We start from the raw sequence: 21,759 nt of genomic DNA on the forward strand, positions 1-21,759 counted from the left end.
GCTTATAGCTTGTGGTCATTCTTCCTCGTCCAGTTCGTCGGAGGCATCCTCATGAGAGAGACGCATACCGCCGGGAGGCAGTGGATAGCCGTCAATCGTTGCCAGGTTGCCGTCGAGGCGTAGACGTCCCTCAAGGAACCAGCGCACCGCGATCGGGAAGATCAAATGCTCGCGGGTCAAGACACGAGCCTTGAGGCTATCCTCGTCGTCGTCAGGAGTGACATTGACGGCGGCCTGGACCAGCACCGGGCCGCCGTCCAGTTCCTCGGTAACGAAATGCACGCTGCAGCCGTGTTCGGTGACACCGTCCTGAAGCGCGCGACGGTGGGTATGCAGCCCTTGATAGGCAGGCAGCAGCGACGGGTGGATATTGATCATACGTCCGAGGAAGCGCTGCACGAAACGTGGCGTGAGGATACGCATGAACCCGGCCAGTACCACCAGGTCAGGTTCATGGCGCTCGATGACCTTGGTCAGTGCCGAGTCAAAGGCCTCGCGGGAGTCGTACTCCCGGTGAGGTAGCGCGACAGCATCGATACCTGCATCACGAGCGCGCTTGAGGCCATAGGCATCGGCTACGTTCGAAACCACGGCGACAATCTCTCCGCCCAACTCGTCATGCTGCTGGGCCTCGATCAGTGCCTGGAGATTGGTGCCACCACCGGAAATCAGCACCACCACTCGTGGAGTGGTGGACTCTTCGGGAGTGAAACCGTTCAGGGTATCGTCACTCATGCCGACGGCATCTCCAACTGGACCTGTTCCTCGTCACCCTGACGCGCCGCAATATGGCCGATACGGAAGACACTTTCACCCTGTCCCTGCAGGTGGGCTCGCATCTGGTCGGCCTTGTCGGCAGGCACGACCATGACCATACCGATACCGCAGTTGAGGACGCGGTACATCTCGCGGTCCTCGACATTACCCTGCTCCTGCAACCAGTCGAAGACGGCAGAGCGCTGCCAGCTACCGGTGTCGACGTGGGCAGTGAGATTCTCGGGCAACACCCGTGGCAGGTTTTCCAGCAGACCGCCGCCAGTGATGTGCGACAGTGCATGGATCTGGTAGTCGTCATGACGCAGCAGCTCAAGCACTGGCTTGACGTAGATGCGGGTCGGCGCCATCAGTGCGTCGGCAAGGCTCTGACCGTCGATCTCGCGCTGCAGGTCGGCTTCAGCGACTTCAAGGATCTTGCGGATCAGTGAGTAGCCATTGGAGTGCGGGCCGGAAGAGGCCAGCCCCAGCAGCACATCGCCCTCGGCAACCTTGCTGCCGTCGAGGATCTCATCCTTCTCGACAACGCCGACGCAGAAGCCGGCGAGGTCATAGTCGCTGCCTTCATACATGCCAGGCATTTCGGCGGTTTCACCACCGACCAGCGCGCAACCAGCTTGCTCACAGCCAGCACCGATACCGGTAACCACATCAGCGGCGATATCAACGTCGAGTTTTCCGGTGGCGTAGTAGTCGAGGAACAGCAGTGGTTCGGCGCCGGCGACGATCAGATCGTTGACGCACATCGCCACAAGGTCAATGCCGATGGTGTCATGACGTCCAAGGTCCATGGCCAGACGCAATTTGGTACCGACACCATCGGTGCCGGTGACCAGCACTGGCTCGCGGTAGCCGCTGGGCAACTGGCAGAGTGCGCCGAAGCCGCCCAGTCCACCCATGACTTCGGGACGAGCGGTGCGTTTGGCTACGCCCTTGATGCGGTCAACCAGGGCATTACCGGCGTCGATGTCGACACCAGCGTCCTTGTAGCTGAGTGATGCCCGTTCCGGGCGGGATGAGTCGCTCATGACAGATCCTGTGGAGAGGGTTGCGCACGCCTTTTTGAGCAGGGGTATCGTTGGTGCGTCAAGGGGCGAGCGTGAGACAATGAGTCAATGGGTAATGAATGGATTCGGGGGCCGAATTGTAGCACTACGTGGCGCGGCCCGCATCGCAGTTTCGTAAGCGCTCCATGAGCTTTGAATAAGTGGAATCGCCAGCGTCTCGAGTTCAGATTGGTTGCCAGGGCTTGCACCGCTTCGTAGAGTGTGGCGGCTGCAAACCCACCTGGCGGCATGGCGCCGCTACTCGCAGGAGGCATGCCGATGGCTTGTGAAGAGATTACCTTGCAGACTCGGGACGGGAAGTGCTCGGCCTATGTATTCACTCCGCACGGTAATGGCCCCTGGCCAGCGGTGATCGTCTACATGGATGCCTTCGGTATTCGGCCCGGGCTCAAGCAGATGGCGGAAACCATTGCCGCCGGCGGTTATCTGGTGCTGTTGCCGGATCTGTTCTACCGATTGGGAGAGTATGGTCCACTGGTGCCGGAGGACATCTTTGCCAATGGTGATATTCGCCCCGTGATCGGTCCCTTGATGGCCAGCACTGATAACCACAAGGCGGCAGCGGATACCGAAGTATTCCTGAAATACCTGGACTCACGCGATGATATCACTGGCGACCAGATAGCTACGGTGGGGTTCTGCATGGGCGGTGGTATGGCGATCACTGCTGCAGCCTGCTATCCGCGTCGTGTCGCAGCGTCGGTCAGCTTCCATGGCGGCAACCTGGCCACCGACCAGCCCACCAGTCCACATCTACTGGCATCGAAGCTCAAGGCCGAGCTGTATATTGCGGTGGCGGACAACGACAAGAGCTATCCGCCGGAAATGGCGGAACGTTTCGAGAAGGCGTTGATAGCCGCCGGGGTGACGTATCGCAGTGAACTGTACCCGGGGGCAGCCCACGGCTGGATGAAGCCGGATTTTCCTGTCTACGATAGGCAGGCAGCCGACAGGGGCTGGGTCGAGATGTTCGCGCTGTTCGCGCGTACCCTCTGATGGCGACCAATGACTGGAGCAGCGGCTTGCGGAAGGCGTGAGCTGCTGTCACTGCCTCTGCCTTGAGGGGCTACGAGCCTGTAAATGAATCTGTGTAGCGGATATCCAACTGCCGATGGAGTAGCTGGCGCTTCACCGAGGTTGTTCCTGAACAATGGATGTATCGCCACCACCGGTCCTGCCCGCTTGACCAGCCAGGTCTGTGGTCGCTCCCTGCTTCTGCTGCTCTTGCGCCTTTCTCATGTTCGTCGAGGCATGCCGTAACAGTAATCCGTGGCAAGCAAACAGGGCTGTGCTGGTGATCCAATCGAGCCGTTTCTGCTGTAGAATCGCTGGGTGGTATCAGGGAATGGATTCAGCGAAAAAAGCCTTTTTGAATCATAGAGTAACCTCTTCGCAGCATCATGGAGATCAGCGATGCGTAGGCAGTGGTGGATTGTCGCGGCTGTGGTCGCAGTGGCGTTATGGTTCTTCGTCAGTATCGAGCCGGTCCTCGCGCCGTTCTTCGTAAGTATGGTATTGGCGTACCTGGGAGACCCACTTGCCGACCGGCTGGAGGATCGTGGTTTATCGCGTCGCCTCGCCGTTACGGTGGTGTTTGTGCTGTTGATTCTGGTGGTCGTTCTGACGCTGGTATTGGTTGTTCCCATACTGGGACGGCAGTTCGGACAGTTGGTTGAGGCGTTTCCCGCCATTCTCAATTGGATTCAGCAAACGGTGTTGCCCGAAGTGCAGTCGCTGACAGGTCTGGATTTGAGTACGGATTTCGACGCGTTGCGTCAGGCAGTCGTGGAGAACTGGAAGGAGACCAGCACCATTGCCGCCACACTGCTGGCTCAGGTTTCACGTTCGGGACTGGCGTTGGTCGGTTGGTTGGCCAATCTGGCGCTGATCCCTGTCGTGACGTTTTACCTGCTGCTCGATTGGGATGTGCTGGTTGGTAAGGTCCGCAGGATGTTGCCGCGTCAGTGGGAGCCGGCGGCGGTGCGTCTGGCGGGAGAGTGTGACGAGGTGTTGTCGGCCTTCCTGCGAGGCCAGCTGATAGTGATGCTGTGTCTAGGGGTGATCTACGGCATTGGCCTGACCTTGCTTGGTGTGCGTTTCGGTCTGCTGATTGGTCTACTGGCGGGGCTGGCCAGTATCGTGCCTTACCTGGGCGTTATCGTCGGTATTGCAGTGGCGGGTGTGGTGACTTTCTTCCAGTTCCACGATTGGCTGATGCTCGTGGGGGTTGGAGTGGTGTTTGGTTTCGGCCAGTTGATGGAGAGCGTGGTGTTGCAGCCCAAATTGCTGGGCGACAAGATTGGCTTGCACCCCGTCGCGGTCATTTTTGCAGTGCTGGCCGGTGGGCAACTGTTCGGTTTCACGGGGGTATTGCTGGCGTTGCCGGTAGCGGCAATGGTGATGGTGATCTTGCGTTATCTGCTCGAGAATTATAAAAACTCCACTCTTTATGATGCGGGGCAGAAGACACCACAGCGGTCGTCAGTGCCATCATCCGACGAGGAGACTTCATGAGTCGATCGCCCGCGCAGCTACCTCTCGGGGTCGGGCTGCGTGATGATTCCACCTTCAGCAATTTTTACTCGGGTGCCAATGCCGCTCTCGTCGATCATTTGCAGCGGCAGTTCGAGGATGACGGCGAGCCCTTCCTGTACCTGTGGGGGGCACCCGGGTCGGGACGCAGCCATCTGTTGCAGGCGGCCTGTCACGAGGCGTCGGCGCGGGATCTGCGTACGCTATATCTGCCGTTGGAGGAACTTGGGCATTTCCCTCCATTGATGTTGGAAGATGTTGAACGCCTCGACCTGGTGGCGATTGATGATCTAGAGCGGGTCGTTGGACGTCAGCGGTGGGAAGAGGGGTTGTTCCATGCCTTCAACCGCTTGCGGGATAGTGGCAAACGGCTGGTGATCTGTGCCGATCGCCCACCACGTCAGTTGGAAGTGAGTTTGCCGGATCTGGCGTCACGTCTGACCTGGGGGGTGACCTTCCACCTTGCACTGCCCGGCGATGAAGATCGTATGCGTGCGCTGCAGTTGCGTGCAAGACTGCGCGGCATGCAGCTTCCCGATGAGGTGGCGCGTTATATCCTGCACCGTGGTTCCCGGGAGTTCGGTGAGTTATTGCGTTCGCTGGAAATTCTCGACAATGCGTCACTCTCGGCCAAGCGCAAGCTGACCATACCCTTCGTCAAGAAGGCGCTGGACTGGTAGCGATTGTCAGCTGCCCCGAAAACGACTCGAGCCGCGCAATGCGGCCCGAGTGCTGGTCTTTTCCCTTAACGGCTCAGATCCACTTCGGTGCGATGATCATTACGCAGCGTGGTTTCCTTGATGATGATCTGACGCTTGCCGGTAGCAGGGTCGACGATCGTGCCGGAGACGTAGAAGTCACCCGGTGGTAGGCCAGTCAACTGAAAGTAACCATCGGCATCTGTTTTAGTGTAATGGCTGTACTCTCGGGCGCGGGGATCGGCGCGTTCAACGGCCTTGCCAGCCAGTGCCTGGGCGGCCGCTTCGGCAGAGTAGGTGGTGATCGGAGCAACGGAGATGCTTTCATTGGCGCCGATGACGGTACCGCCGCCAATCTCCATGGTCACACGACCACTGACTGCGGCAGTGCCGGTTTTCGGCAGCTGCGCATATTCCTCAGGGTTGAATACGATCTCACGTGTGACGCGGCCTTCATCAGAGGGCGGTTTGCTCTCGGGCGGAGGTTCAGATTGGTCCGTGCCATCTTGGATATCGATGATTTCTGGCTGGCGAGTGGTGCCGCTGGGGCTGATCGTTCCGCAACCGACGAGGCTTACGGCAACGATGGCGGCCATCATGGCCAATAGCCAGTGACGTTGAGTAGGTGTCATATCAAGGTCCCTCCTGGGTGACGTAGAAAGCACGACGCTGTGTCAGATTAACGCAAAATGGCCCCCGATCCAGAGATCGGGGGCCATGTCTTTCGAGCCGCCTTGATGTGAACCTGTATTGTCAGGCCGACATCCGGTGTTCGGCCTATACTTACTTGGCGCTGGCGGCCTTGGAAGCAGTGTCAGTCGCTTTCTTGACGTTTGCTTCGGTCAGCTTCTGGCTTTCGGAAACGAAGTCCTGCTGCAGAGCGACGACTTTCTCGGCATCACCCTTCAGGCGCTCGGTCAGCTCCTTGGCGACTTTCTGCTGGCCTTCCATGTAGCCGCGGAGGCCTTCAGCGTCTTTTACAGCAGCAAAAGCGCGAACCTGAGCCAGACCAGTGTCGGCGTAAGCCTTGGCAGCGTCCAGCTGAGCATGAGCCAGCTTTTCGGTGAAGTCGACGGTCAGGGAAGTGTAGGCACGAGCCGGCGCGAAGAAGATGTCTTCAAACTGGCTGACGTCAAAGAATGCCTTGGTGTCAAAAGTACGCATCGTGAGTTCTCCTGGGGTCATGGAGGTTAGGTCAAGGCGATGACCCTTCGGGTCGATGCCTTTCGCTTGCTGTTGCAATAACTGTTATTGCAATGATTCGTCTGTTGCAGTGCACAATAGCAAAGCGTTTTGTGCACTGCAACATGATTTTCGATGCTATTGTCGAAACCGCTCGTGATTGCATATTTCTGCGTCGTGGGTGTGCTGCAACTGAGGGGCATGGAGTAGCGTAGAGCAGGCCGATGACACTGATATGACGCTTGAAAGTGCAGAGAACGGGCACCATTGTGGTTAGTGGACCGTGGCACGACCTCTGTTTCAGGAGCAGTGCATGACTCAAACTCGAATTGAACGCGACAGCATGGGTGACCTCGAGGTGCCAGAGAGTGCCCTCTACGGTGCCCAGACTCAGCGTGCCATCAATAATTTCCCGGTGTCGGGGCAGCCAATGCCACCGGCCTTCATACACGCCATTGCACGCATCAAGCGTGCTGCCGCGACGGTCAACCAGCAGTTGGGACTGCTGGATGATAGACGCGCGGAGGCCATTGTCGCTGCCGCCGATGAGATCATTGCTGGTCGGCATGATGACCAGTTCCCCATTGATGTGTTCCAGACGGGCTCCGGCACCTCGAGCAACATGAATGTGAATGAGGTGATCGCTCATCTGGCATCCAGCGATTCACTGGAGGTGGCTCCCAATGATCACGTCAATATGGGGCAGTCGAGTAACGACGTGATTCCTACTGCGTTGCATCTGTCCGCGGCGATTGAAGTGACGGGGTCGCTGCGACCGGCACTGGTGCATCTGCGTGAGGCTATCGACGGCCGTGCTGATGAGCTGGATCAGGTCATCAAGACCGGACGTACCCATCTCATGGATGCCATGCCATTGAGTATGGGACAGGAGCTGCGCGGTTGGTCCAGCCAGTTGGGTCAGGCCATTGAGCGCTTCGATAGTGCTCTGGTAAGGGTCTGTCGCCTGGCGCAGGGCGGTACGGCTGTGGGAACGGGAATCAATGCCCATGCGGAATTTGCCGAGCGGATGGCTGGAGAATTATCCAATCAGACGGGGTTGAGCCTGACGCCCAATGACAGCTTCTTTGCCAGCCTTGGCTCCCAGGACGCTGCCGTGGAACTGTCGGGACAGTTGCGTGGACTGGCCTGCGTGGTGATGAAGATAGCCAATGACTTGCGCTGGATGAACTCGGGGCCCCTGGCCGGACTGGGAGAGATCGAGCTCGAGGCGTTGCAGCCTGGCAGTTCGATCATGCCTGGCAAGGTCAATCCGGTGATCCCTGAGTCTGCTGCCCAGGCCGCGGCCCAGGTGATTGGTCTGGATGCCGCGGTCACGGTGGCGGGGCAGAGTGGTAACTTCCAGCTGAACGTGATGTTACCGCTGGTGGCCAATAATCTGCTGACCTCCATCAAGCTGATGGGCAATACCGCTCACCTGTTGGCCGATCGAGCCATTGCCACCTTCACGGTGCGTGAGGACCAGCTACGCGAGCCGCTGGCTCGTAACCCGATTCTGGTCACCGCCTTGAACTCGGTAATCGGCTATAACGCTGCAGCAGCCATCGCCAAGAAGGCTTACCAGGCGGGTCGGCCGATCGTGGATGTTGCCGAGGAAGAGACCGAGCTATCACGTGAGGAGCTCGAGCGGCTATTGGATCCCGCAGCGCTGACTCGGGGTGGGATTCCGGAGTGAGGTGAGGTTATGGCGCTTCGGCCCGTGATTCGGGCCGAAGCACTCGGAATCAGGTTGCGGTGGCAGTGCCGAGGGCGCTGTCGCCGGAGTCAGCTTGCCTGGACGTGGCGCCATCCTGCCGGTGTGCCGGGCTTTGCTGGTGTGCTTGTTGTCCACGCTGCAGGGTGAAGTATTCCTGCAGACGTATGTCGGCATCGTTGCCGAACAGAATCTCGCAAGCCTCCTTCAGGCCTGGCGACTCATGAATTTCGGCCTCGCTGACCACCAGTGATATCTTGGAGCGTCGACGCAGAAAATCTTCGAGGCGCGTCACCATCTCGCGGCTTTGTGCATGCTCCAGCTCACAGCGCAGGTACTCAGTGCCTTCGATCAGCAGCTCGGCCTGGGCGGCGTCCTGTCCGATGCGCTCGAGCATGGCGAAGGCCCCCTCACCATAGCGACGCCATAGGCGCACGCTGAGCGGCTCGCTCGAGGTGGATGGCGTCATCTGGTCGAGCCCGATCTGTTGAGCGCGCTCGATGAAGGCCTGGTGGGTCTCCGGGCCGGGCTCGCCATACCAGAGTGCATCCGGCTCGGGGATCTCGATGCCCAGTTGCTGTACCTCCTTGACGATTTCCTCGCCGACATTCAAGCAATCGGTCAGCTTGCCGCCAAAGATGCTGATATGACCATCCTTCTCGCTGATGTCGATGGCATGCTTGCGTGACATCTGCAGGAAGTCGCGACCACCATTCTGGTTGGACCTGACGGCCAGCGGTCGCACCCCGCAGCGTGTAGCGATGATGTCATCGCGAGTCAGCGGCTTGTCGAGTGTCAGACGCTTGTTGATGTTGTCGAGCACGAAGTTGATATCGTCATCGGTAATCTCGACCTCGGGGTACTCTTCACGAGTATCGGTCGTGCCGATGCAGGTGCGTGGCCCCATGGGGATCACGAAAAACAGTCGGCCATCATCGGCGAAGAATGCCAGAACGCGCCTTTGCTCTGTCAATTGGGGCACGATCAGATGGATGCCCTTGGAAAACGCATGGTGATGGTCCGTGTGCTGGCCAGTCAGGTGGTTGTGCTGGTCGACCCAGGGGCCTGCGGCATTGATCACCACTCGAGCGCGAACTTCCAGGTCTGATTGGTTGGTTACGTCGCGTAGCTGGCAGTGCCAGACACCGTTCTCGCGTTTCGCACCCAGCGATTCCACGTAGTTGGCTGCACAGGCGCCGGCATCCAGGGCGTTGCGTACGAAACTGAAAACGAAGCGTGCGTCGTTGTCGTGCAGGTAGGCATCGGAGTACTCGAAACCGCCCAGCGCGTCATCCGTATTGATGATCGACTCTTCGCGCCGGATGGCACGCGGCTTGAGAAAACGCGGTATCCGGGTGAAGCCGTTTCCCATCAACCAGTACAACCAGGTCCCCGCCCAGAGGGTGCGGGGATGGAAGCGAAAGCCCTTGCTGATGGTGGTGAGAAAGCGAATTTCCTGGACCGTGGAAGGGAAGCTCTCGATCAGGTGGTTACGACTTCGGCACAGTTTGCGCACCAGGGCGAAGTCGTGGCTCTCCATGTACTTGATGCCACCCCAGACCAGGTTGGAAGACTGCTGACTGGTGGCGCTGGCGAAATCGCCGCGATCGATGAGCGCCACCTTGACGCCCTTGCCGGCCAATGCCGCCGCTGCTGACGCGCCATTGATGCCGCCACCGACGATCAGCACATCGAAGGTGTCTTCCGTCAGTCGTTGAAGATTGCTGTTGCGCAGTTGCATTGGATTGGCTCCTGGTGGCGCTTGCCGACCCCTGTTGATTAGTCCCGTTCCCAGCCCATGGTGCGTTCCACGGCCTTTTTCCAGCCCTTGTAGCGCTGTTCTCGATCTTCGACTGACATGCTCGGTTCGAAGGTGCGTTCGATCTCACCCTTGTGCGCGACTTCTTCCTGAGTCCACATGCCCACCGCGATGCCGGCGAGATAGGCCGCTCCCAGGGCGGTGGTCTCGGTCAGTTTGGGGCGGTCGACATTGACGCCGAGCATATCGGCCTGGAACTGCATCATGACGTTATTGGCCACCGCACCACCATCGACCCGTAACGACTTGAGCGTGATGCCTGAGTCTGCCTGCATGGCGTCAATGATGTCGCGGGTCTGATAGGCGAGGGCATCCAGCGTGGCACGGGTGATGTGTTCCTTGCTTGAGCCGCGAGTCAGGCCGAAAATGGCACCGCGCGCATACATGTCCCAGTACGGGGCACCGAGCCCGGCGAAGGCCGGTACCACATAGACACCGCCGGAATCCTCGACCTTGCCGGCGTAATACTCGGAGTCCTCGGCGGAGTCGATCATCTTCAGCTCATCGCGCAACCACTGCACGGCGGCGCCGGCGATGAAGATCGACCCTTCCAGTGCATAGGTCACCTTGCCGTTCAGACCCCAGGCAATGGTGGTCAGCAGGCCGGACCGCGAGGGAACCGGTTCCTCGCCGGTATTCATCAGCAGGAAGCAGCCGGTACCGTAGGTGTTCTTGACCATGCCCTTGTCGAAGCATGCCTGACCAAACAGTGCGGCTTGTTGGTCGCCGGCGATTCCCGCGATGGGCAATTTGGCACCACCGAACATCCTGGCGTCTGTTGTGCCGTAGATCTCGCTGGACGGACGCACCTCAGGGAGCATCGCTCGAGGAATATCGAGAGCTTCCAGCAGGCGCTCATCCCAGTCGAGAGCATGAATGTCGAACAGCATGGTACGTGAGGCATTGGTCACGTCGGTGACATGGCGCTCGCCTCGGGTCAGGTTCCATACCAGCCAGGAGTCCATGGTGCCGAACAGCAGCTCTCCGCGTTCGGCACGCTGCTGGGCACCCTCAACATTGTCGAGAATCCAGCGAATCTTGGTGCCAGAGAAGTAGGCATCGACCACCAGGCCTGTGGTGTCGCGAATATGCTGCTCGAGACCCTGTTCCTTGAGCGCATCACACAGCGGAGCGGTCCTGCGATCCTGCCAGACGATGGCGTGATGAATCGGCTTGCCGGTGGCCTTGTCCCAGACCACGGTGGTCTCGCGTTGGTTGGTAATGCCGATGGCGGCGACTTCGGTAGGAGAGACGCCCTGGGTTTCGAGCACTTCGCGAGCCACGCCCATCTGGCTGCCCCAGATTTCCATAGCGTCGTGTTCGACGCGACCAGGCTGTGGATAATGCTGCTGGAACTCCTTCTGCGCGATGCCGACGATACGGGCATCACGATCAAAGAGAATAGCGCGACAGCTGGTGGTGCCCTGGTCCAGGGCAAGAATGTATCGGGTTTCCGGAGAGTGCTGTGCTTCCATGGTGGCGGCTCCTGAGTGAATCTAGTTGTTTGAATGCCAGAGGTCGGCAGGGTTGCATGAGATCAATAAGGTGTCTGGTCGAGGTCAGTCGCATCCCTGGCGCTTGAGATGGGCCGCCTGTCGGCGCGCGCCAATCACGCCATAAAGCAGCCACAGCACCACCGCGCCGATTGCGAGGCAGAGCAATAATGTATCGCCGTTGACGAACACGTGCTGGTAGAACTGCGCTCCCGCAAGCCCACCGATGATCGGACCGACCACCGGGATCCAGGCATACTGCCAGTGGTTGCCGCCCTTGCCGGGAATCGGCAGTAGGGCATGCGCCAGGCGCGGACCCAGGTCGCGGGCCGGGTTGATGGCGTAGCCGGTGGTGCCGCCCAGCGATAGGCCAATGGCCAATACCAGCAGCCCGACAATCAGTGGGTTGAGGCCATCCGTGAATTGATTGGCGCCGATCGCCAGTATTCCCACTACAAACACAAAGGTACCGATGATTTCGCTGGCGAGGTTGGCCAGAGGGCGGTCGATAGCAGGATCGGTACAGAATACTGCGCGCTTTGCGTCGCTGTCGGAGGTGGCTTCCCAGTGCGGAGCATAATGAAGCCATACCACGCTGGCGCCAATGAAGGCGCCGATCATCTGGGCCAATATATAGCCAGGTACATCACGCCAGGGGAATTCTCCGAGGCTGGCCAGCGCGAGGGTGACGGCCGGGTTGAGATGTGCGCCACTGAACTGGCCAACCGCATAGACCGCCATCGCCACTCCCAGGCCCCAGCCAAAGGTGATCACGATCCAGCCGCCGGCAGCAGCCTTGGATTCCTTGAGCACAACACCAGCTATTACGCCACCGCCGAAGATGATCAGTAGCATTGTGCCCACGAGTTCGCCGATAAACGGAGTCATGACGGCCGGTCTCCTTTGTTTCCGATGGTTTGTTGTAATGAATCCCGAACGTCCTGATGTTCGAAATACGCCTATAAAGTTCGAATTCGAACAAACAATAGTGCGATAGCGAACAGCGAACAAGTGTAAAAGGCGCGTATTGTCTACACCTTTGGTCGTATCCAGTGTTTGAGTGTGCATAGTGAGAGGGGGAGGGAGCAGGCACGGTTCAGCCATTCAGGGCCTGTATGGCTGGCCTGGGTTGAGGCAGCAGCGGATCACACATCTCGCTGATGTTCACAAGGAGTGTTGCGATGTTCGAAAATGGTGAGGGTCAATGCTGAAGCTTGATACCCTCTGACAGCATTCTGTTGGGGCGCTGAGGTATAGGCGGGCACTGGACGAAGGCCAGCGAATGGTCGAGATCACAAAAGGTCTGCGCTGAATGGGTAGCGGCCGGGCTCGAAGGCTTCAGGCGATATGCAGGTTTACATCATGCTCACGCAGCAGACGCATGATGTCGGCCGGTGGTTCGCGGTCAGTGAATAGTGCGTCGAGCTGTGAGACATTGCCCTGACGGACCACCGGGTTGCGATGGAACTTGGAGTGGTCCGCGGCGAGGAACACCTGGCGAGAATTGCCGATGATCGCCTGAGCAACACGAACCTCCTGATAATCGAACTCGAGCAGAGAGCCGTCTTCGTCGATACCGCTGATGCCGATCAAGCCGATATCGACCTTGAACTGGTTAATGAAGTCGATGGTCGCCTCGCCGATGATGCCGCCATCCCGAGCACGGACCTGGCCACCGGCAACGATCACGTTGAAGTCCTCCTTGTGATGGAGAACCGCCGCCACATTGAGATTGTTGGTGATGATTTCCAATCCCTGATGATCGAGAAGCGCCTCGGCGACCAGCTCATTGCTGGTACCGATATTGATGAACAGGGACGAATGGTTGGGCACTTCGCGTGCCACGGCTTCAGCGATACGTCGTTTGGCATCGAGGTTGAGTGTCTTGCGAGTGGCATAGGCTGTATTGACGGTACTGGATTCCAGTCCGGCACCGCCGTGCACCCGACGTACGCGCCCCTCGGCGGCCAGTGCATTGAGGTCACGGCGTATGGTCTGTGGTGTGACCGCAAAGTGCTCGGTCAATTGCTCTATGCTGGCGTAGCCCTGCTGGCTGACCAGTTCGATGATGGCCGTATGGCGTTGTTGTTGGTTCATTCAGGGCTCCATATGGTGTCTCGTCAGTCCGTCGTGCTTCAGAGCCATCCGGCATCGTCGCTTATTGGCACGCTGGATGACGCTGCAGACTTGCGAAACATCATACCAGGGACCATGCCCTGATCGTAAACGAACATGGTGCGGCTGGCGATGATCAAAGAGTCGGCTTCCTGTACGTAACTCAATCACTTGCATTTAGCCGCCATCTGGGTAGAATACGCATCCGTTGTCAGGGCAGTCATTGCCTTGGGACAGTTGCGGGGTTGCTTGCAAAGCGTTTCTTGAAGAAGTCTTGAAGAACAGCAGCAGGACCATAGCTCAGTTGGTTAGAGCGCTACCTTGACATGGTAGAGGTCGGCGGTTCGAATCCGCCTGGTCCTACCACCTTGCAACACTCTGTCGCACGAACATACAGGACCATAGCTCAGTTGGTTAGAGCGCCACCTTGACATGGTGGAGGTCGGCGGTTCGAATCCGCCTGGTCCTACCAGTGTTCCTCCGCGATCTCCCGACAACACCGCTTTCCAGGACCATAGCTCAGTTGGTTAGAGCGCTACCTTGACATGGTAGAGGTCGGCGGTTCGAATCCGCCTGGTCCTACCAGATACAAGAAAGCCCCCATCGCTTCTGGCGATGGGGGCTTTTTGTTGTTGCGGCGGGAGCCCGAGCTATGAATAGCTCGGGCTGTAATCTGTGAGTTACAAGAGGGAAGGGGAGAGAAGGAAGAAACCCCGAACCCCGGTTCTTGTCTGTGTTCTGGCGGGTGGCATTGAGCTGCTCACAGCTCGGGGCTTACGGCTGCGACCGCAGTTCCGTCTGCTCGCGAAACACTTCAATCAGCCCTTCAATCCCGTTCTGATCTTCTGCGCTGAAGCGACCTGTGACCGGGCTGTCCAGATCGAGGACCCCCCATAGTTCGCCATCCTCAGCGATAACGGGTACTACCAGTTCTGACTGGGAGGCGCTGTCGCAGGCAATGTGATCGGCAATGGCGTGAACATCATCGACACGTTGCGTCTGACGGCTGCGGGCCGCGGCTCCGCAAACTCCCTTGGAGAACGGAATGGGATGGCAGGCCGGTTTGCCCTGGAAAGGGCCGAGCGACAGTACTTGTGGCTGCCGCTGCAGGTAGAAGCCTACCCAGTTGAGCTCCGGGAGTTCCTGCATCAGGAAGGCGCTGGTCTGGGCGCTGTTGGTCAGCCAGTCGCGGGTATCAAGCAATGCCCGCAGTTGGCGAGCGAGTAGAGCATAGTCGGTCATGAGACATTCTTTCTTCGGTGGTTCGGTAGCCTGAACGGCAGAAGGCCGGCGCAATGCCGGCCTTCTTCAAGGTGTTGCCATTACTCCCAGCCGGGAACGGCTGCACCCTTGAACAGTTCGTCGGCCTTGGCGGCGACTTCATCTGACTGGTAGGCCTCGACCAACTGCTGGATCTCCTCGCGTTCTTCATCACCCGCGCGTACTGCGATGATGTTGACATAGGGAGACTCGGGGCCTTCGCGCACCAGGGCGTCATCCAGCGACAGGCCGGCAGGCTGAGCAAAAGTGTTGTTGATGAAGGCGAGATCGACATCGGGAAGGATGTGCGGAAGCTGTGCTGCTTCGATTTCCTTGAAATCATAGTCGTGCGGGTTGTCGACGATATTCAGCGGTGTTGCTTCGAGGTTTTCCGGGTCGTCGAGCTTGATCAGTCCCTTGTTGTGCAGCAGGATCAGCGAGCGTCCTTCGTTGGACGGATCGTTGGGCAGCGCGATGCTGGCACCGTCCGGCAGGTCGTCGAGACTGTCGTGCTGCTCGGAGTAGGCACCGATCGGGTAGACAAAAGTGCGCCCGGCAATGGCAAAGTCAAAGCCGCGATCACGTACCATGGCATTCATGTACGGCTCGTGTTGGTAGGCATTGGCGTCCAGGCTGCCATCGGCCAGCGCGGCGTTGGGCGTAACATAGTCGGTGAACTCGATGATTTCGACTTCAAGGCCGAACTTCTCCTCGGCGATATCCGCAGCGACCTGCATGACATCGGTTTCCGGGCCAGCCACGGTGCCTACCTTGATGTGGTGGTCGTGAGCCAGTGCCTGACCAATGGACAGCGACAGTGTGGAAAGCGCGAGGGCGCCGATCAATGTCTTGCGCATCTTTGTATCTCCCTTCAACTCTTTTTCGTTAGCCGTTCTTTTTCGTTAGTCATCAGATGGTGACGCTGGAGTCGATATTAATGGAATAAGAAGCCAAAGTGTAATTCTGTTTGGTTATTTGTGTGACCGTCCGCCAGCATGGATCACTTGTGGTTGCTCTTGCGCACCAGGTAGTCGCCAAGACTCTGCAGGCCCTGGACCATGATGACCAGAATCACCACGGTGACCAGCATGATCGTCTCATTGTAGCGCTGGTGGCCGTAGCGAATCCCCAGATCGCCGAGGCCGCCACCGCCCACGGCACCGGCCATGGCCGAATAGCTGATCAGTGTGACCACCGTAACGGTCAGGGCCGTGTAGATGCCGCCACGGGCTTCCGGCAACAGCACCTTGGTAATGATCTGCCAGGGCGTGGCGCCCATCGACTGGGCGGCTTCGACCAATCCCGGAGAAATTTCATTCAGAGCACCTTCGACCAGTCGGGCGACAAAGGGAATGGCGGCGATGGTCAGCGGTACCGCTGCAGCCGCAGTGCCGATGGAAGAGCCCACCAGCAGGCGTGTGAACGGCACAATGGCCACCAGCAGGATAATAAACGGGATCGAACGGCCGATATTGGTGACCACACTGAGCACCGACTGCAGCACCGGCTGGGCCAGAATCTGCCCTGGGCGGGTGACATACAGCAGCACTCCTAGAGGGATGCCGACCAGGGCGGCGATGATGCCAGAGATTGCCACCATGTAGAGGGTCTCGAGGGTGGCTTCGAGAATCAGATCAATCATTGCGCTGGACATGGCCAAGCACCTCCACGTTCAGGTCATGAGCCATCAGGTAGTCAATGGCGCGCTGAGTATCGTCGGCATTACCCATCAGTTCGGCAATCATCAGGCCCAGGGTGCGGTCCTGGATGGATTCCACCTTGGCCTGGAGGATGCTGACATCGACACCGCACTCGCGCACCAGGCGCGAGATCAGTGGCGTAGCCACGGCGTCCCCTGAGAAGCCCAGACGCACTATGGGATGGGTGTGTTCGTCAGGCGCTTCAAGCAGCCGGTCGATCAGTGCGCGCGGTGGCTCCAGTTCGAGAAAGTCATTGAGGAAGTGGCGGCCGAGGCGGGTACGCGGCGCGGTGAAGAAATCGCCGACATTGGCTTCCTCGACCAGTTCCCCGTCGCTGATCAGACTGACGCGGTGACAGATACTCTTGACCACCTCCATTTCATGGGTGATCAGCAGAATAGTCAGGCCCAGTTTGTGATTGATGTCCTGCAGCAGTTCCAGTATCGATGCCGTGGTCTGCGGGTCGAGTGCTGAGGTGGCCTCGTCGCAGAGCAGTACCTTGGGGCGACTGGCGAGAGCGCGGGCGATGGCAACACGCTGCTTCTGTCCGCCAGACAGTTGGGCGGGGTATTGGCGCGCCTTGTCGCTGAGGCCGACCAGATCGAGCAGTGGTGTGACCCGTTCGCGGATCTCATTGCGTGACACGCCCATCAGTTCGAGTGGCAAGGCCACATTGTCGAAGACGGTGCGTGATGTCAGCAGGTTGAAGTGCTGGAAGATCATGCCGATGCGATGGCGAGCCTTGTTCAGCGTGTCGCGAGACAGGCTGGTCAACTCCTGGCCATCCACGTGCACCTTGCCGGAGCTGGGGCGTTCAAGCAGGTTGACGCAGCGGATCAAGGTTGATTTACCAGCACCTGACAGGCCAATGACGCCGTGGATCTGTCCGGCGGGAACTTCCAGGTCGATGTTCTTCAGTGCAGTGACCGCGCGTGGGCCGCTGCCGAAAGTCTTGGAAATGTTTTGCAGTCGTATCATCTCAGCCACTCGGTGGTGCCGATGACTGCGGGGATGGGCCTGGGTGAAGTGCAGGAAGGTGACGAAAAAAGGCCACCCTGACGGGTGGCCATCAACGCTGGACACACCCTTTTAGCTGCACTTCACCCGACAACGCCTTGTGAGCGTCGTCGTGCTGGCGCCCGCAATCCGGGTACAAATCGGCGCCTCAAAAATGTAGCGGGCAAGCATAGGGGCGCTGGAGTTCAGTGTCAATGATCTGAGGCTGTCAATGCATTGTTCGCACCAGTTGTTGGTTGTTTTGCCGGAAACTCGACTACGCAACAGCAGCCGATGACGAATGTATTGCTACTGTACTGCTACTCCTCTGGATGCGTCAGAAGAGCGAAAATGGTATCAATGAGCGCCTTGCGCGTGCCAACGACCTCGGGCTGTCGCGTCGCCAGCGGCTTGAACCATCAGCAGCATAGATCATCAGTAGTGAAGGGGAGACCTTTGTATGTTTACCGGTATTGTTCAGGGCACAGCAACGCTGCTGGCCATCGAAGAAGCGCAGGATTTTCGTACCCATGTGGTGGCACTTTCCGAGGACTTACGTCAGGGACTGGAGCTGGGTGCTTCCGTATCACACAACGGGGTGTGCCTGACGGTCACTGCTATTGATGGTGAACGCATCAGTTTCGATCTGATGCGTGAAACTCTCAGAATCACCAATCTCGGTGATCTGGACGTTGGCGATTACGTCAACATCGAACGCGCCGCACGTTTCGGTGATGAGATCGGCGGACACGCCATGTCCGGACATGTCTCGGGGATGGCCGAGCTGGTTGAGCTGGATGAAGCGCCCAACAATCGCCGGCTGTGGTTTCGTCTGCCGCAAGGACTGGAGCGTTTTGTATTCGCCAAGGGCTATATCGGCATCGATGGTATCAGTCTGACCATTGGCGATGTTCGTGCCTTTGCGGGAGAGCAGGGGCGGGAATTCTGTGTCGATCTGATTCCCGAGACGCTGTCGCGTACTACGCTAGGCGATCGGCGGCCCGGTGCTCGGGTCAATATCGAGATCGACCCCCAGACCCAGGCCATTGTTGAAACTGTGGAGCGCGTACTGGCATCACGCGATTGACGGAGTGCCGGGGGAGTACATGACTGCGCCTATACCGACATATTGCCTATTCTGGTAGAGTGTCGCGCTTTTCGTGGCGCTATCTTCTACAGTCGATCTTACCCTCAATCGATCTCACTCCAGGATCCGGCATATGTCCCATCCCGACTCCAGCAAGACAGAAAATCATAACAACAGTCTGCTCGACCGCTATTTCAGGCTCAGTGAGCACGGTACCAATGTCAGAACGGAAGTGATTGCAGGTATCACGACCTTCCTGACCATGGCTTACATCATTTTCGTCAATCCCAGCATCCTGGCTGAGGCGGGAATGGACAGCGGTGCAGTGTTCGTGGCGACCTGCCTAGCGGCTGCAATCGGCTGTCTGATAATGGGCCTGTGGGCCAATTATCCGATTGCCCTTGCTCCGGGAATGGGGCTCAACGCCTTCTTTACCTATACCGTGGTACTCGGTATGGGCCATACCTGGCAGGTGGCGCTGGGGGCAGTGTTTCTCTCTGGCTTGACCTTCTTCCTGCTCAGTATCTTTCGAATTCGCGAGTGGATCATCAACTCGATTCCTTTACCCCTGCGTTTAGGAATTGCCGCTGGTATCGGGCTGTTTCTGGCGATGGTGGCGCTCAAGAACGCCGGTATCATTGTCGATAGTCCGGCGACCCTGGTAACGGTAGGCGATCTGTCCCAGCCCGGCCCCCTGTATGCACTTGCCGGTTTCTTCGTGATTACAGCGCTGGCGTATCGCCGTGTTACCGGTGCGGTCATGATCGGTATTCTGGGGATTACCGTGCTGGCGATCATTCTTGGTCACAATGAGTTTGCCGGCCTGATGTCAATGCCGCCATCGGTGATGCCGACCCTGATGCAGATGGATATCGCCGGGGCGTTGGATGTTGGCATGGTCAGCATCATCTTCGCATTCCTGTTTGTGGATCTATTCGATACTTCCGGCACTCTGGTGGGGGTTGCTCACCGTGGTGGCCTGCTGGAAAAAGACGGGAAGTTACCGCGCCTTGGGCGTGCATTGATGGCGGACTCCAGCGCCACCATGGCTGGTGCCGCACTGGGCACTTCCACTACTACCAGTTATGTTGAGAGTACCTCGGGCATTGCCGCGGGAGGGCGCACAGGACTGACGGCGGTGGTGGTTGCCTTGCTGTTCCTTGCCAGTCTGTTCTTTGCGCCGCTTGCCGGGTCCATCCCGGCGTACGCTACTGCTGGCGCACTGTTGTATGTGGCTTCGCTGATGGCTGGCAGTCTGGCGAGCGCTGACTGGGATGACGCTACGGAAGCTGCGCCAGTGCTGATTGCTGCTCTGGCCATGCCGTTGACCTTCTCGATCGCTGAGGGCATTGCGCTGGGCTTCGTCAGCTACCTGGCGATCAAGGTGCTGGCCGGCCGCTTCTCCGACCTCAACCCCGCTGTGGTGGTGTTGGGTCTGTTGTTTGCGGTCAAGCTGATCTTCATCGATTGATGCCATGCCCGTCTGGCGCATGCAGTGCCAGACGGGCATGTCTTTCACCCAGGTACATGTCTTACGTACCTGAGACGAACACTGCTTCATAGAGACATGTGATGAGTATCTACGGCGACTACATCAAGTCGGTCATTCGTACCGTTCCCGACTGGCCGCAACCCGGCGTCAATTTCCGTGACATCACGCCGCTGTTGCAGAACAGCGCGGCGTTTCGCAAGTTGATCGACAGCTTCGTTCATCGTTACCAGGAGATGGATCTCGACGCCATTGCCGCTATTGATGCTCGTGGCTTCATCATTGGCGCGCCGCTGGCCTATGAATTGGGCTGCAGCTTTGTGCCGGTGCGCAAGAAGGGCAAACTGCCGTTCAAGACCATCAGCCAGACCTATACCCTCGAGTACGGTCAGGCCGAGGTGGAACTGCATTCCGATGCGTTCCGTGAAGGTGATCGGATCCTGATCATGGACGATCTGATTGCCACCGGTGGCACCATGCTGGCAGCCGCCGAACTGATCTCTCGCAGCGGTGGTCAGGTAGTGGAAACGGCGGCCATTATCGACCTGATAGAGCTGGGTGGTTCGCAGAAGGTACGCGATGCCGGTTATAGCGTATTCGCTGTCTGTTCCTTCACCGAGGATGAATGATTCCATGAGCAGCCGATATCACAAGCATTTCACCGTTTCCTGGGACCAGTTGCATCGCGATGTTCGCGAACTCTGTCACCGCCTGATGGAGCGTGACCTCAAGGGTATCATCGCCGTGACTCGCGGTGGTTTGATTCCGGCGGCGTTGATTGCCCGCGAGTTGGACATACGCCTGATCGATACAGTGTGCATCAAGAGCTATGAGCATATGGACCAGGACGCGCTGCATGTGCTCAAGGGCGTGGACCATGACGGCGATGGCTGGCTTCTGGTCGATGATCTGGTCGATACCGGCAAGACTGCCCGCGCGGTGCGCGAGATGCTGCCGCAAGCGTATTTCGTGACAATCTATGCCAAGCCGGAAGGGCGTCCGCTGGTTGATCAGTATCTGACCGAGGTAGCTCAGGACTGCTGGATTCAGTTTCCCTGGGATATGGGGGTGGCTTACGTCGAGCCGCTTGTGGATCGGCATCGTTCCGCGGTGGAGTGATGGATATGACCCAGGTGCTTCCCGATAGCTGGCAGGCGTGGTTGGGTGATGAATTCGAGCAGCCCTATATGCAGGCACTGCGTGAGTTCCTTGCTCGTGAAAAAGCGGCGCGCAAGGTCGTCTATCCGCATTCTTCTGACTGGTTCCGCGCCTTTGAACTGACACCGCTGGATCAGGTCAAGATCGTAATGCTGGGCCAGGACCCCTATCACGGGCCAGGCCAGGCTCATGGTCTGTGCTTCTCGGTGAGGCCAGAAGTACGTACGCCACCATCGCTGGTCAATATCTACAAGGAACTGGCACAGGATGTTGGCTTCCAGCCCGTCAATCATGGTCACCTGGAGAGCTGGGCGCGCCAGGGAGTGTTGCTGCTCAACACCTCGCTGACGGTAGAACACGGCAACGCCGGCTCTCATCGGGGGCAAGGTTGGGAGACCTTTACCGACAAGGCCATCGCCACGGTCAGTGCCAAGGCGCCACCTTCGGTGTTTCTGCTGTGGGGTAGCCACGCACGGGCAAAGAAATCACTGGTTGATACCAGCCGGCATCTGATACTTGAGTCTCCTCATCCTTCGCCGTTGTCCGCGTACCGTGGTTTCTTCGGCAACCATCATTTCTCGCGTGCCAATGCCTTCCTGAAAGAGCATGGTCGTGAGCCGGTGAACTGGCAGTTGCCCGATACCCCCTGAGCGCGCCAGACGGCCCATCATCCGGGCT

Annotated in this window: 21 protein-coding genes and 3 tRNA genes; 12 read left to right on the forward strand and 12 right to left on the reverse strand. The window is 58.5% G+C overall.

The features are described 5' to 3' along the window. Nucleotides 1-15 precede the first annotated feature (15 nt). Nucleotides 16-735 (reverse strand): phosphoribosylglycinamide formyltransferase, encoded by a 720-nt coding sequence (purN, locus tag AR456_RS08550; protein WP_021821009.1) that lies wholly within the window; start codon nt 733-735, stop codon nt 16-18. Beyond that, nucleotides 732-1,802 (reverse strand): phosphoribosylformylglycinamidine cyclo-ligase, encoded by a 1,071-nt coding sequence (purM, locus tag AR456_RS08555; RefSeq protein WP_021821010.1) that lies wholly within the window; start codon nt 1,800-1,802, stop codon nt 732-734. The genes purN and purM overlap by 4 nt, the downstream gene beginning before the upstream one ends. 297 nt (nt 1,803-2,099) lie before the next feature. Between purM and AR456_RS08560 the strand changes: the two genes are divergently transcribed. The 3 genes from AR456_RS08560 to hda all read left to right on the forward strand — a co-directional run bounded on the left by AR456_RS08560 (nt 2,100) and on the right by hda (nt 5,053). Beyond that, entirely contained in the window at nt 2,100-2,837 is a 738-nt protein-coding gene (locus AR456_RS08560; protein WP_021821011.1) for a dienelactone hydrolase family protein, read from the forward strand. A 417-nt stretch (nt 2,838-3,254) separates the two neighbouring features. Further along, nucleotides 3,255-4,355, forward strand: a complete 1,101-nt coding sequence (locus AR456_RS08565) for an AI-2E family transporter (RefSeq protein ID WP_021821012.1) — start codon at nt 3,255-3,257, stop codon at nt 4,353-4,355. Then, the gene (gene hda, locus AR456_RS08570; RefSeq protein ID WP_021821013.1) at nt 4,352-5,053 is read left to right on the forward strand and encodes a DnaA regulatory inactivator Hda; all 702 of its coding nucleotides are present in this window, start codon (nt 4,352-4,354) and stop codon (nt 5,051-5,053) included. Before AR456_RS08565 ends, hda begins: the two co-directional genes overlap by 4 nt. 65 nt (nt 5,054-5,118) lie before the next feature. Here hda and AR456_RS08575 read toward each other — a convergent pair whose 3' ends face one another. Both AR456_RS08575 and AR456_RS08580 read right to left on the reverse strand, forming a co-directional pair. After that, nucleotides 5,119-5,703, reverse strand: a complete 585-nt coding sequence (locus AR456_RS08575) for a hypothetical protein (protein WP_021821014.1) — start codon at nt 5,701-5,703, stop codon at nt 5,119-5,121. 151 nt (nt 5,704-5,854) lie between these two features. Next, on the reverse strand, nt 5,855-6,235 hold the full coding sequence (locus AR456_RS08580; protein ID WP_021821015.1) for a phasin family protein: 381 nt from the start codon (nt 6,233-6,235) through the stop codon (nt 5,855-5,857). A gap of 331 nt (nt 6,236-6,566) precedes the next feature. Between AR456_RS08580 and AR456_RS08585 the strand changes: the two genes are divergently transcribed. Then, complete coding sequence (locus AR456_RS08585) at nt 6,567-7,946, forward strand: class II fumarate hydratase (protein ID WP_021821016.1); 1,380 nt, start codon at nt 6,567-6,569, stop codon at nt 7,944-7,946. A 49-nt stretch (nt 7,947-7,995) separates the two neighbouring features. On the opposite strand, the gene AR456_RS08590 is transcribed toward AR456_RS08585, so the two are convergent. From AR456_RS08590 to AR456_RS08605, 4 genes are all read right to left on the reverse strand, one after another. Beyond that, nucleotides 7,996-9,705: a glycerol-3-phosphate dehydrogenase/oxidase gene (locus AR456_RS08590; protein ID WP_021821017.1), complete on the reverse strand. Its 1,710-nt coding sequence runs from the start codon at nt 9,703-9,705 to the stop codon at nt 7,996-7,998. 38 nt (nt 9,706-9,743) lie between these two features. After that, a complete protein-coding gene (glpK, locus tag AR456_RS08595) occupies nt 9,744-11,258 on the reverse strand; it encodes a glycerol kinase GlpK (RefSeq protein ID WP_021821018.1) in 1,515 nt (504 codons plus the stop codon). A gap of 84 nt (nt 11,259-11,342) precedes the next feature. Next, a complete protein-coding gene (locus AR456_RS08600; RefSeq protein ID WP_021821019.1) occupies nt 11,343-12,164 on the reverse strand; it encodes an MIP/aquaporin family protein in 822 nt (273 codons plus the stop codon). A 450-nt stretch (nt 12,165-12,614) separates the two neighbouring features. Then, nucleotides 12,615-13,373, reverse strand: coding sequence for a DeoR/GlpR family transcriptional regulator (locus tag AR456_RS08605; protein ID WP_021821020.1), 759 nt, complete (start codon nt 13,371-13,373; stop codon nt 12,615-12,617). Between the two features lie 307 nt (nt 13,374-13,680). On the opposite strand from AR456_RS08605, the gene AR456_RS08610 reads away from it, so the two are divergent. The 3 genes from AR456_RS08610 (at nt 13,681) to AR456_RS08620 (ending at nt 13,976) form a co-directional block, all read left to right on the forward strand. Beyond that, nucleotides 13,681-13,757, forward strand: a tRNA-Val gene (locus tag AR456_RS08610). Nucleotides 13,758-13,786: 29 nt separating this feature from the next. Then, nucleotides 13,787-13,863 (forward strand) — tRNA-Val (locus AR456_RS08615). Nucleotides 13,864-13,899: 36 nt separating this feature from the next. Then, nucleotides 13,900-13,976, forward strand: a tRNA-Val gene (locus tag AR456_RS08620). Nucleotides 13,977-14,165: 189 nt separating this feature from the next. Here AR456_RS08620 and AR456_RS08625 read toward each other — a convergent pair. The 4 genes from AR456_RS08625 to AR456_RS08640 form a co-directional block, all read right to left on the reverse strand. After that, on the reverse strand, nt 14,166-14,633 hold the full coding sequence (locus AR456_RS08625) for a GAF domain-containing protein (RefSeq protein ID WP_021821022.1): 468 nt from the start codon (nt 14,631-14,633) through the stop codon (nt 14,166-14,168). 80 nt (nt 14,634-14,713) lie between these two features. Beyond that, complete coding sequence (locus AR456_RS08630) at nt 14,714-15,508, reverse strand: MetQ/NlpA family ABC transporter substrate-binding protein (RefSeq protein WP_021821023.1); 795 nt, start codon at nt 15,506-15,508, stop codon at nt 14,714-14,716. A 143-nt stretch (nt 15,509-15,651) separates the two neighbouring features. Further along, the gene (locus AR456_RS08635; RefSeq protein WP_021821024.1) at nt 15,652-16,305 is read right to left on the reverse strand and encodes a methionine ABC transporter permease; all 654 of its coding nucleotides are present in this window, start codon (nt 16,303-16,305) and stop codon (nt 15,652-15,654) included. Next, nucleotides 16,286-17,329 (reverse strand): methionine ABC transporter ATP-binding protein, encoded by a 1,044-nt coding sequence (locus tag AR456_RS08640; protein WP_021821025.1) that lies wholly within the window; start codon nt 17,327-17,329, stop codon nt 16,286-16,288. The genes AR456_RS08635 and AR456_RS08640 overlap by 20 nt, the downstream gene beginning before the upstream one ends. 478 nt (nt 17,330-17,807) lie before the next feature. Between AR456_RS08640 and AR456_RS08645 the strand changes: the two genes are divergently transcribed. From AR456_RS08645 to ung, 5 genes are all read left to right on the forward strand, one after another. Beyond that, on the forward strand, nt 17,808-18,434 hold the full coding sequence (locus AR456_RS08645; protein ID WP_021821026.1) for a riboflavin synthase: 627 nt from the start codon (nt 17,808-17,810) through the stop codon (nt 18,432-18,434). Between the two features lie 133 nt (nt 18,435-18,567). Then, complete coding sequence (locus AR456_RS08650) at nt 18,568-19,905, forward strand: NCS2 family permease (RefSeq protein ID WP_021821027.1); 1,338 nt, start codon at nt 18,568-18,570, stop codon at nt 19,903-19,905. Nucleotides 19,906-20,006: 101 nt separating this feature from the next. Further along, a complete protein-coding gene (locus tag AR456_RS08655; protein ID WP_021821028.1) occupies nt 20,007-20,552 on the forward strand; it encodes an adenine phosphoribosyltransferase in 546 nt (181 codons plus the stop codon). 4 nt (nt 20,553-20,556) lie between these two features. Then, the gene (gene gpt, locus AR456_RS08660; RefSeq protein WP_021821029.1) at nt 20,557-21,042 is read left to right on the forward strand and encodes a xanthine phosphoribosyltransferase; all 486 of its coding nucleotides are present in this window, start codon (nt 20,557-20,559) and stop codon (nt 21,040-21,042) included. A gap of 5 nt (nt 21,043-21,047) precedes the next feature. After that, nucleotides 21,048-21,731, forward strand: a complete 684-nt coding sequence (gene ung / locus AR456_RS08665; protein WP_031208878.1) for a uracil-DNA glycosylase — start codon at nt 21,048-21,050, stop codon at nt 21,729-21,731. The last annotated feature ends 28 nt before the right edge of the window (nt 21,732-21,759 follow it).

The organism is Halomonas huangheensis, assembly GCF_001431725.1.
Classification (GTDB): Bacteria; Pseudomonadota; Gammaproteobacteria; order Pseudomonadales; family Halomonadaceae; genus Halomonas; species Halomonas huangheensis.

Coding starts and splice junctions, on each gene's coding strand:
- purN (WP_021821009.1), bottom strand. CDS start 735: ATGAGTGACGATACCCTGAACGGTTTCACTCCCGAAGAGTCCACCACT.
- purM (WP_021821010.1), bottom strand. CDS start 1,802: ATGAGCGACTCATCCCGCCCGGAACGGGCATCACTCAGCTACAAGGAC.
- AR456_RS08560 (WP_021821011.1), top strand. CDS start 2,100: ATGGCTTGTGAAGAGATTACCTTGCAGACTCGGGACGGGAAGTGCTCG.
- AR456_RS08565 (WP_021821012.1), top strand. CDS start 3,255: ATGCGTAGGCAGTGGTGGATTGTCGCGGCTGTGGTCGCAGTGGCGTTA.
- hda (WP_021821013.1), top strand. CDS start 4,352: ATGAGTCGATCGCCCGCGCAGCTACCTCTCGGGGTCGGGCTGCGTGAT.
- AR456_RS08575 (WP_021821014.1), bottom strand. CDS start 5,703: ATGACACCTACTCAACGTCACTGGCTATTGGCCATGATGGCCGCCATC.
- AR456_RS08580 (WP_021821015.1), bottom strand. CDS start 6,235: ATGCGTACTTTTGACACCAAGGCATTCTTTGACGTCAGCCAGTTTGAA.
- AR456_RS08585 (WP_021821016.1), top strand. CDS start 6,567: ATGACTCAAACTCGAATTGAACGCGACAGCATGGGTGACCTCGAGGTG.
- AR456_RS08590 (WP_021821017.1), bottom strand. CDS start 9,705: ATGCAACTGCGCAACAGCAATCTTCAACGACTGACGGAAGACACCTTC.
- glpK (WP_021821018.1), bottom strand. CDS start 11,258: ATGGAAGCACAGCACTCTCCGGAAACCCGATACATTCTTGCCCTGGAC.
- AR456_RS08600 (WP_021821019.1), bottom strand. CDS start 12,164: ATGACTCCGTTTATCGGCGAACTCGTGGGCACAATGCTACTGATCATC.
- AR456_RS08605 (WP_021821020.1), bottom strand. CDS start 13,373: ATGAACCAACAACAACGCCATACGGCCATCATCGAACTGGTCAGCCAG.
- AR456_RS08625 (WP_021821022.1), bottom strand. CDS start 14,633: ATGACCGACTATGCTCTACTCGCTCGCCAACTGCGGGCATTGCTTGAT.
- AR456_RS08630 (WP_021821023.1), bottom strand. CDS start 15,508: ATGCGCAAGACATTGATCGGCGCCCTCGCGCTTTCCACACTGTCGCTG.
- AR456_RS08635 (WP_021821024.1), bottom strand. CDS start 16,305: ATGTCCAGCGCAATGATTGATCTGATTCTCGAAGCCACCCTCGAGACC.
- AR456_RS08640 (WP_021821025.1), bottom strand. CDS start 17,329: ATGATACGACTGCAAAACATTTCCAAGACTTTCGGCAGCGGCCCACGC.
- AR456_RS08645 (WP_021821026.1), top strand. CDS start 17,808: ATGTTTACCGGTATTGTTCAGGGCACAGCAACGCTGCTGGCCATCGAA.
- AR456_RS08650 (WP_021821027.1), top strand. CDS start 18,568: ATGTCCCATCCCGACTCCAGCAAGACAGAAAATCATAACAACAGTCTG.
- AR456_RS08655 (WP_021821028.1), top strand. CDS start 20,007: ATGAGTATCTACGGCGACTACATCAAGTCGGTCATTCGTACCGTTCCC.
- gpt (WP_021821029.1), top strand. CDS start 20,557: ATGAGCAGCCGATATCACAAGCATTTCACCGTTTCCTGGGACCAGTTG.
- ung (WP_031208878.1), top strand. CDS start 21,048: ATGACCCAGGTGCTTCCCGATAGCTGGCAGGCGTGGTTGGGTGATGAA.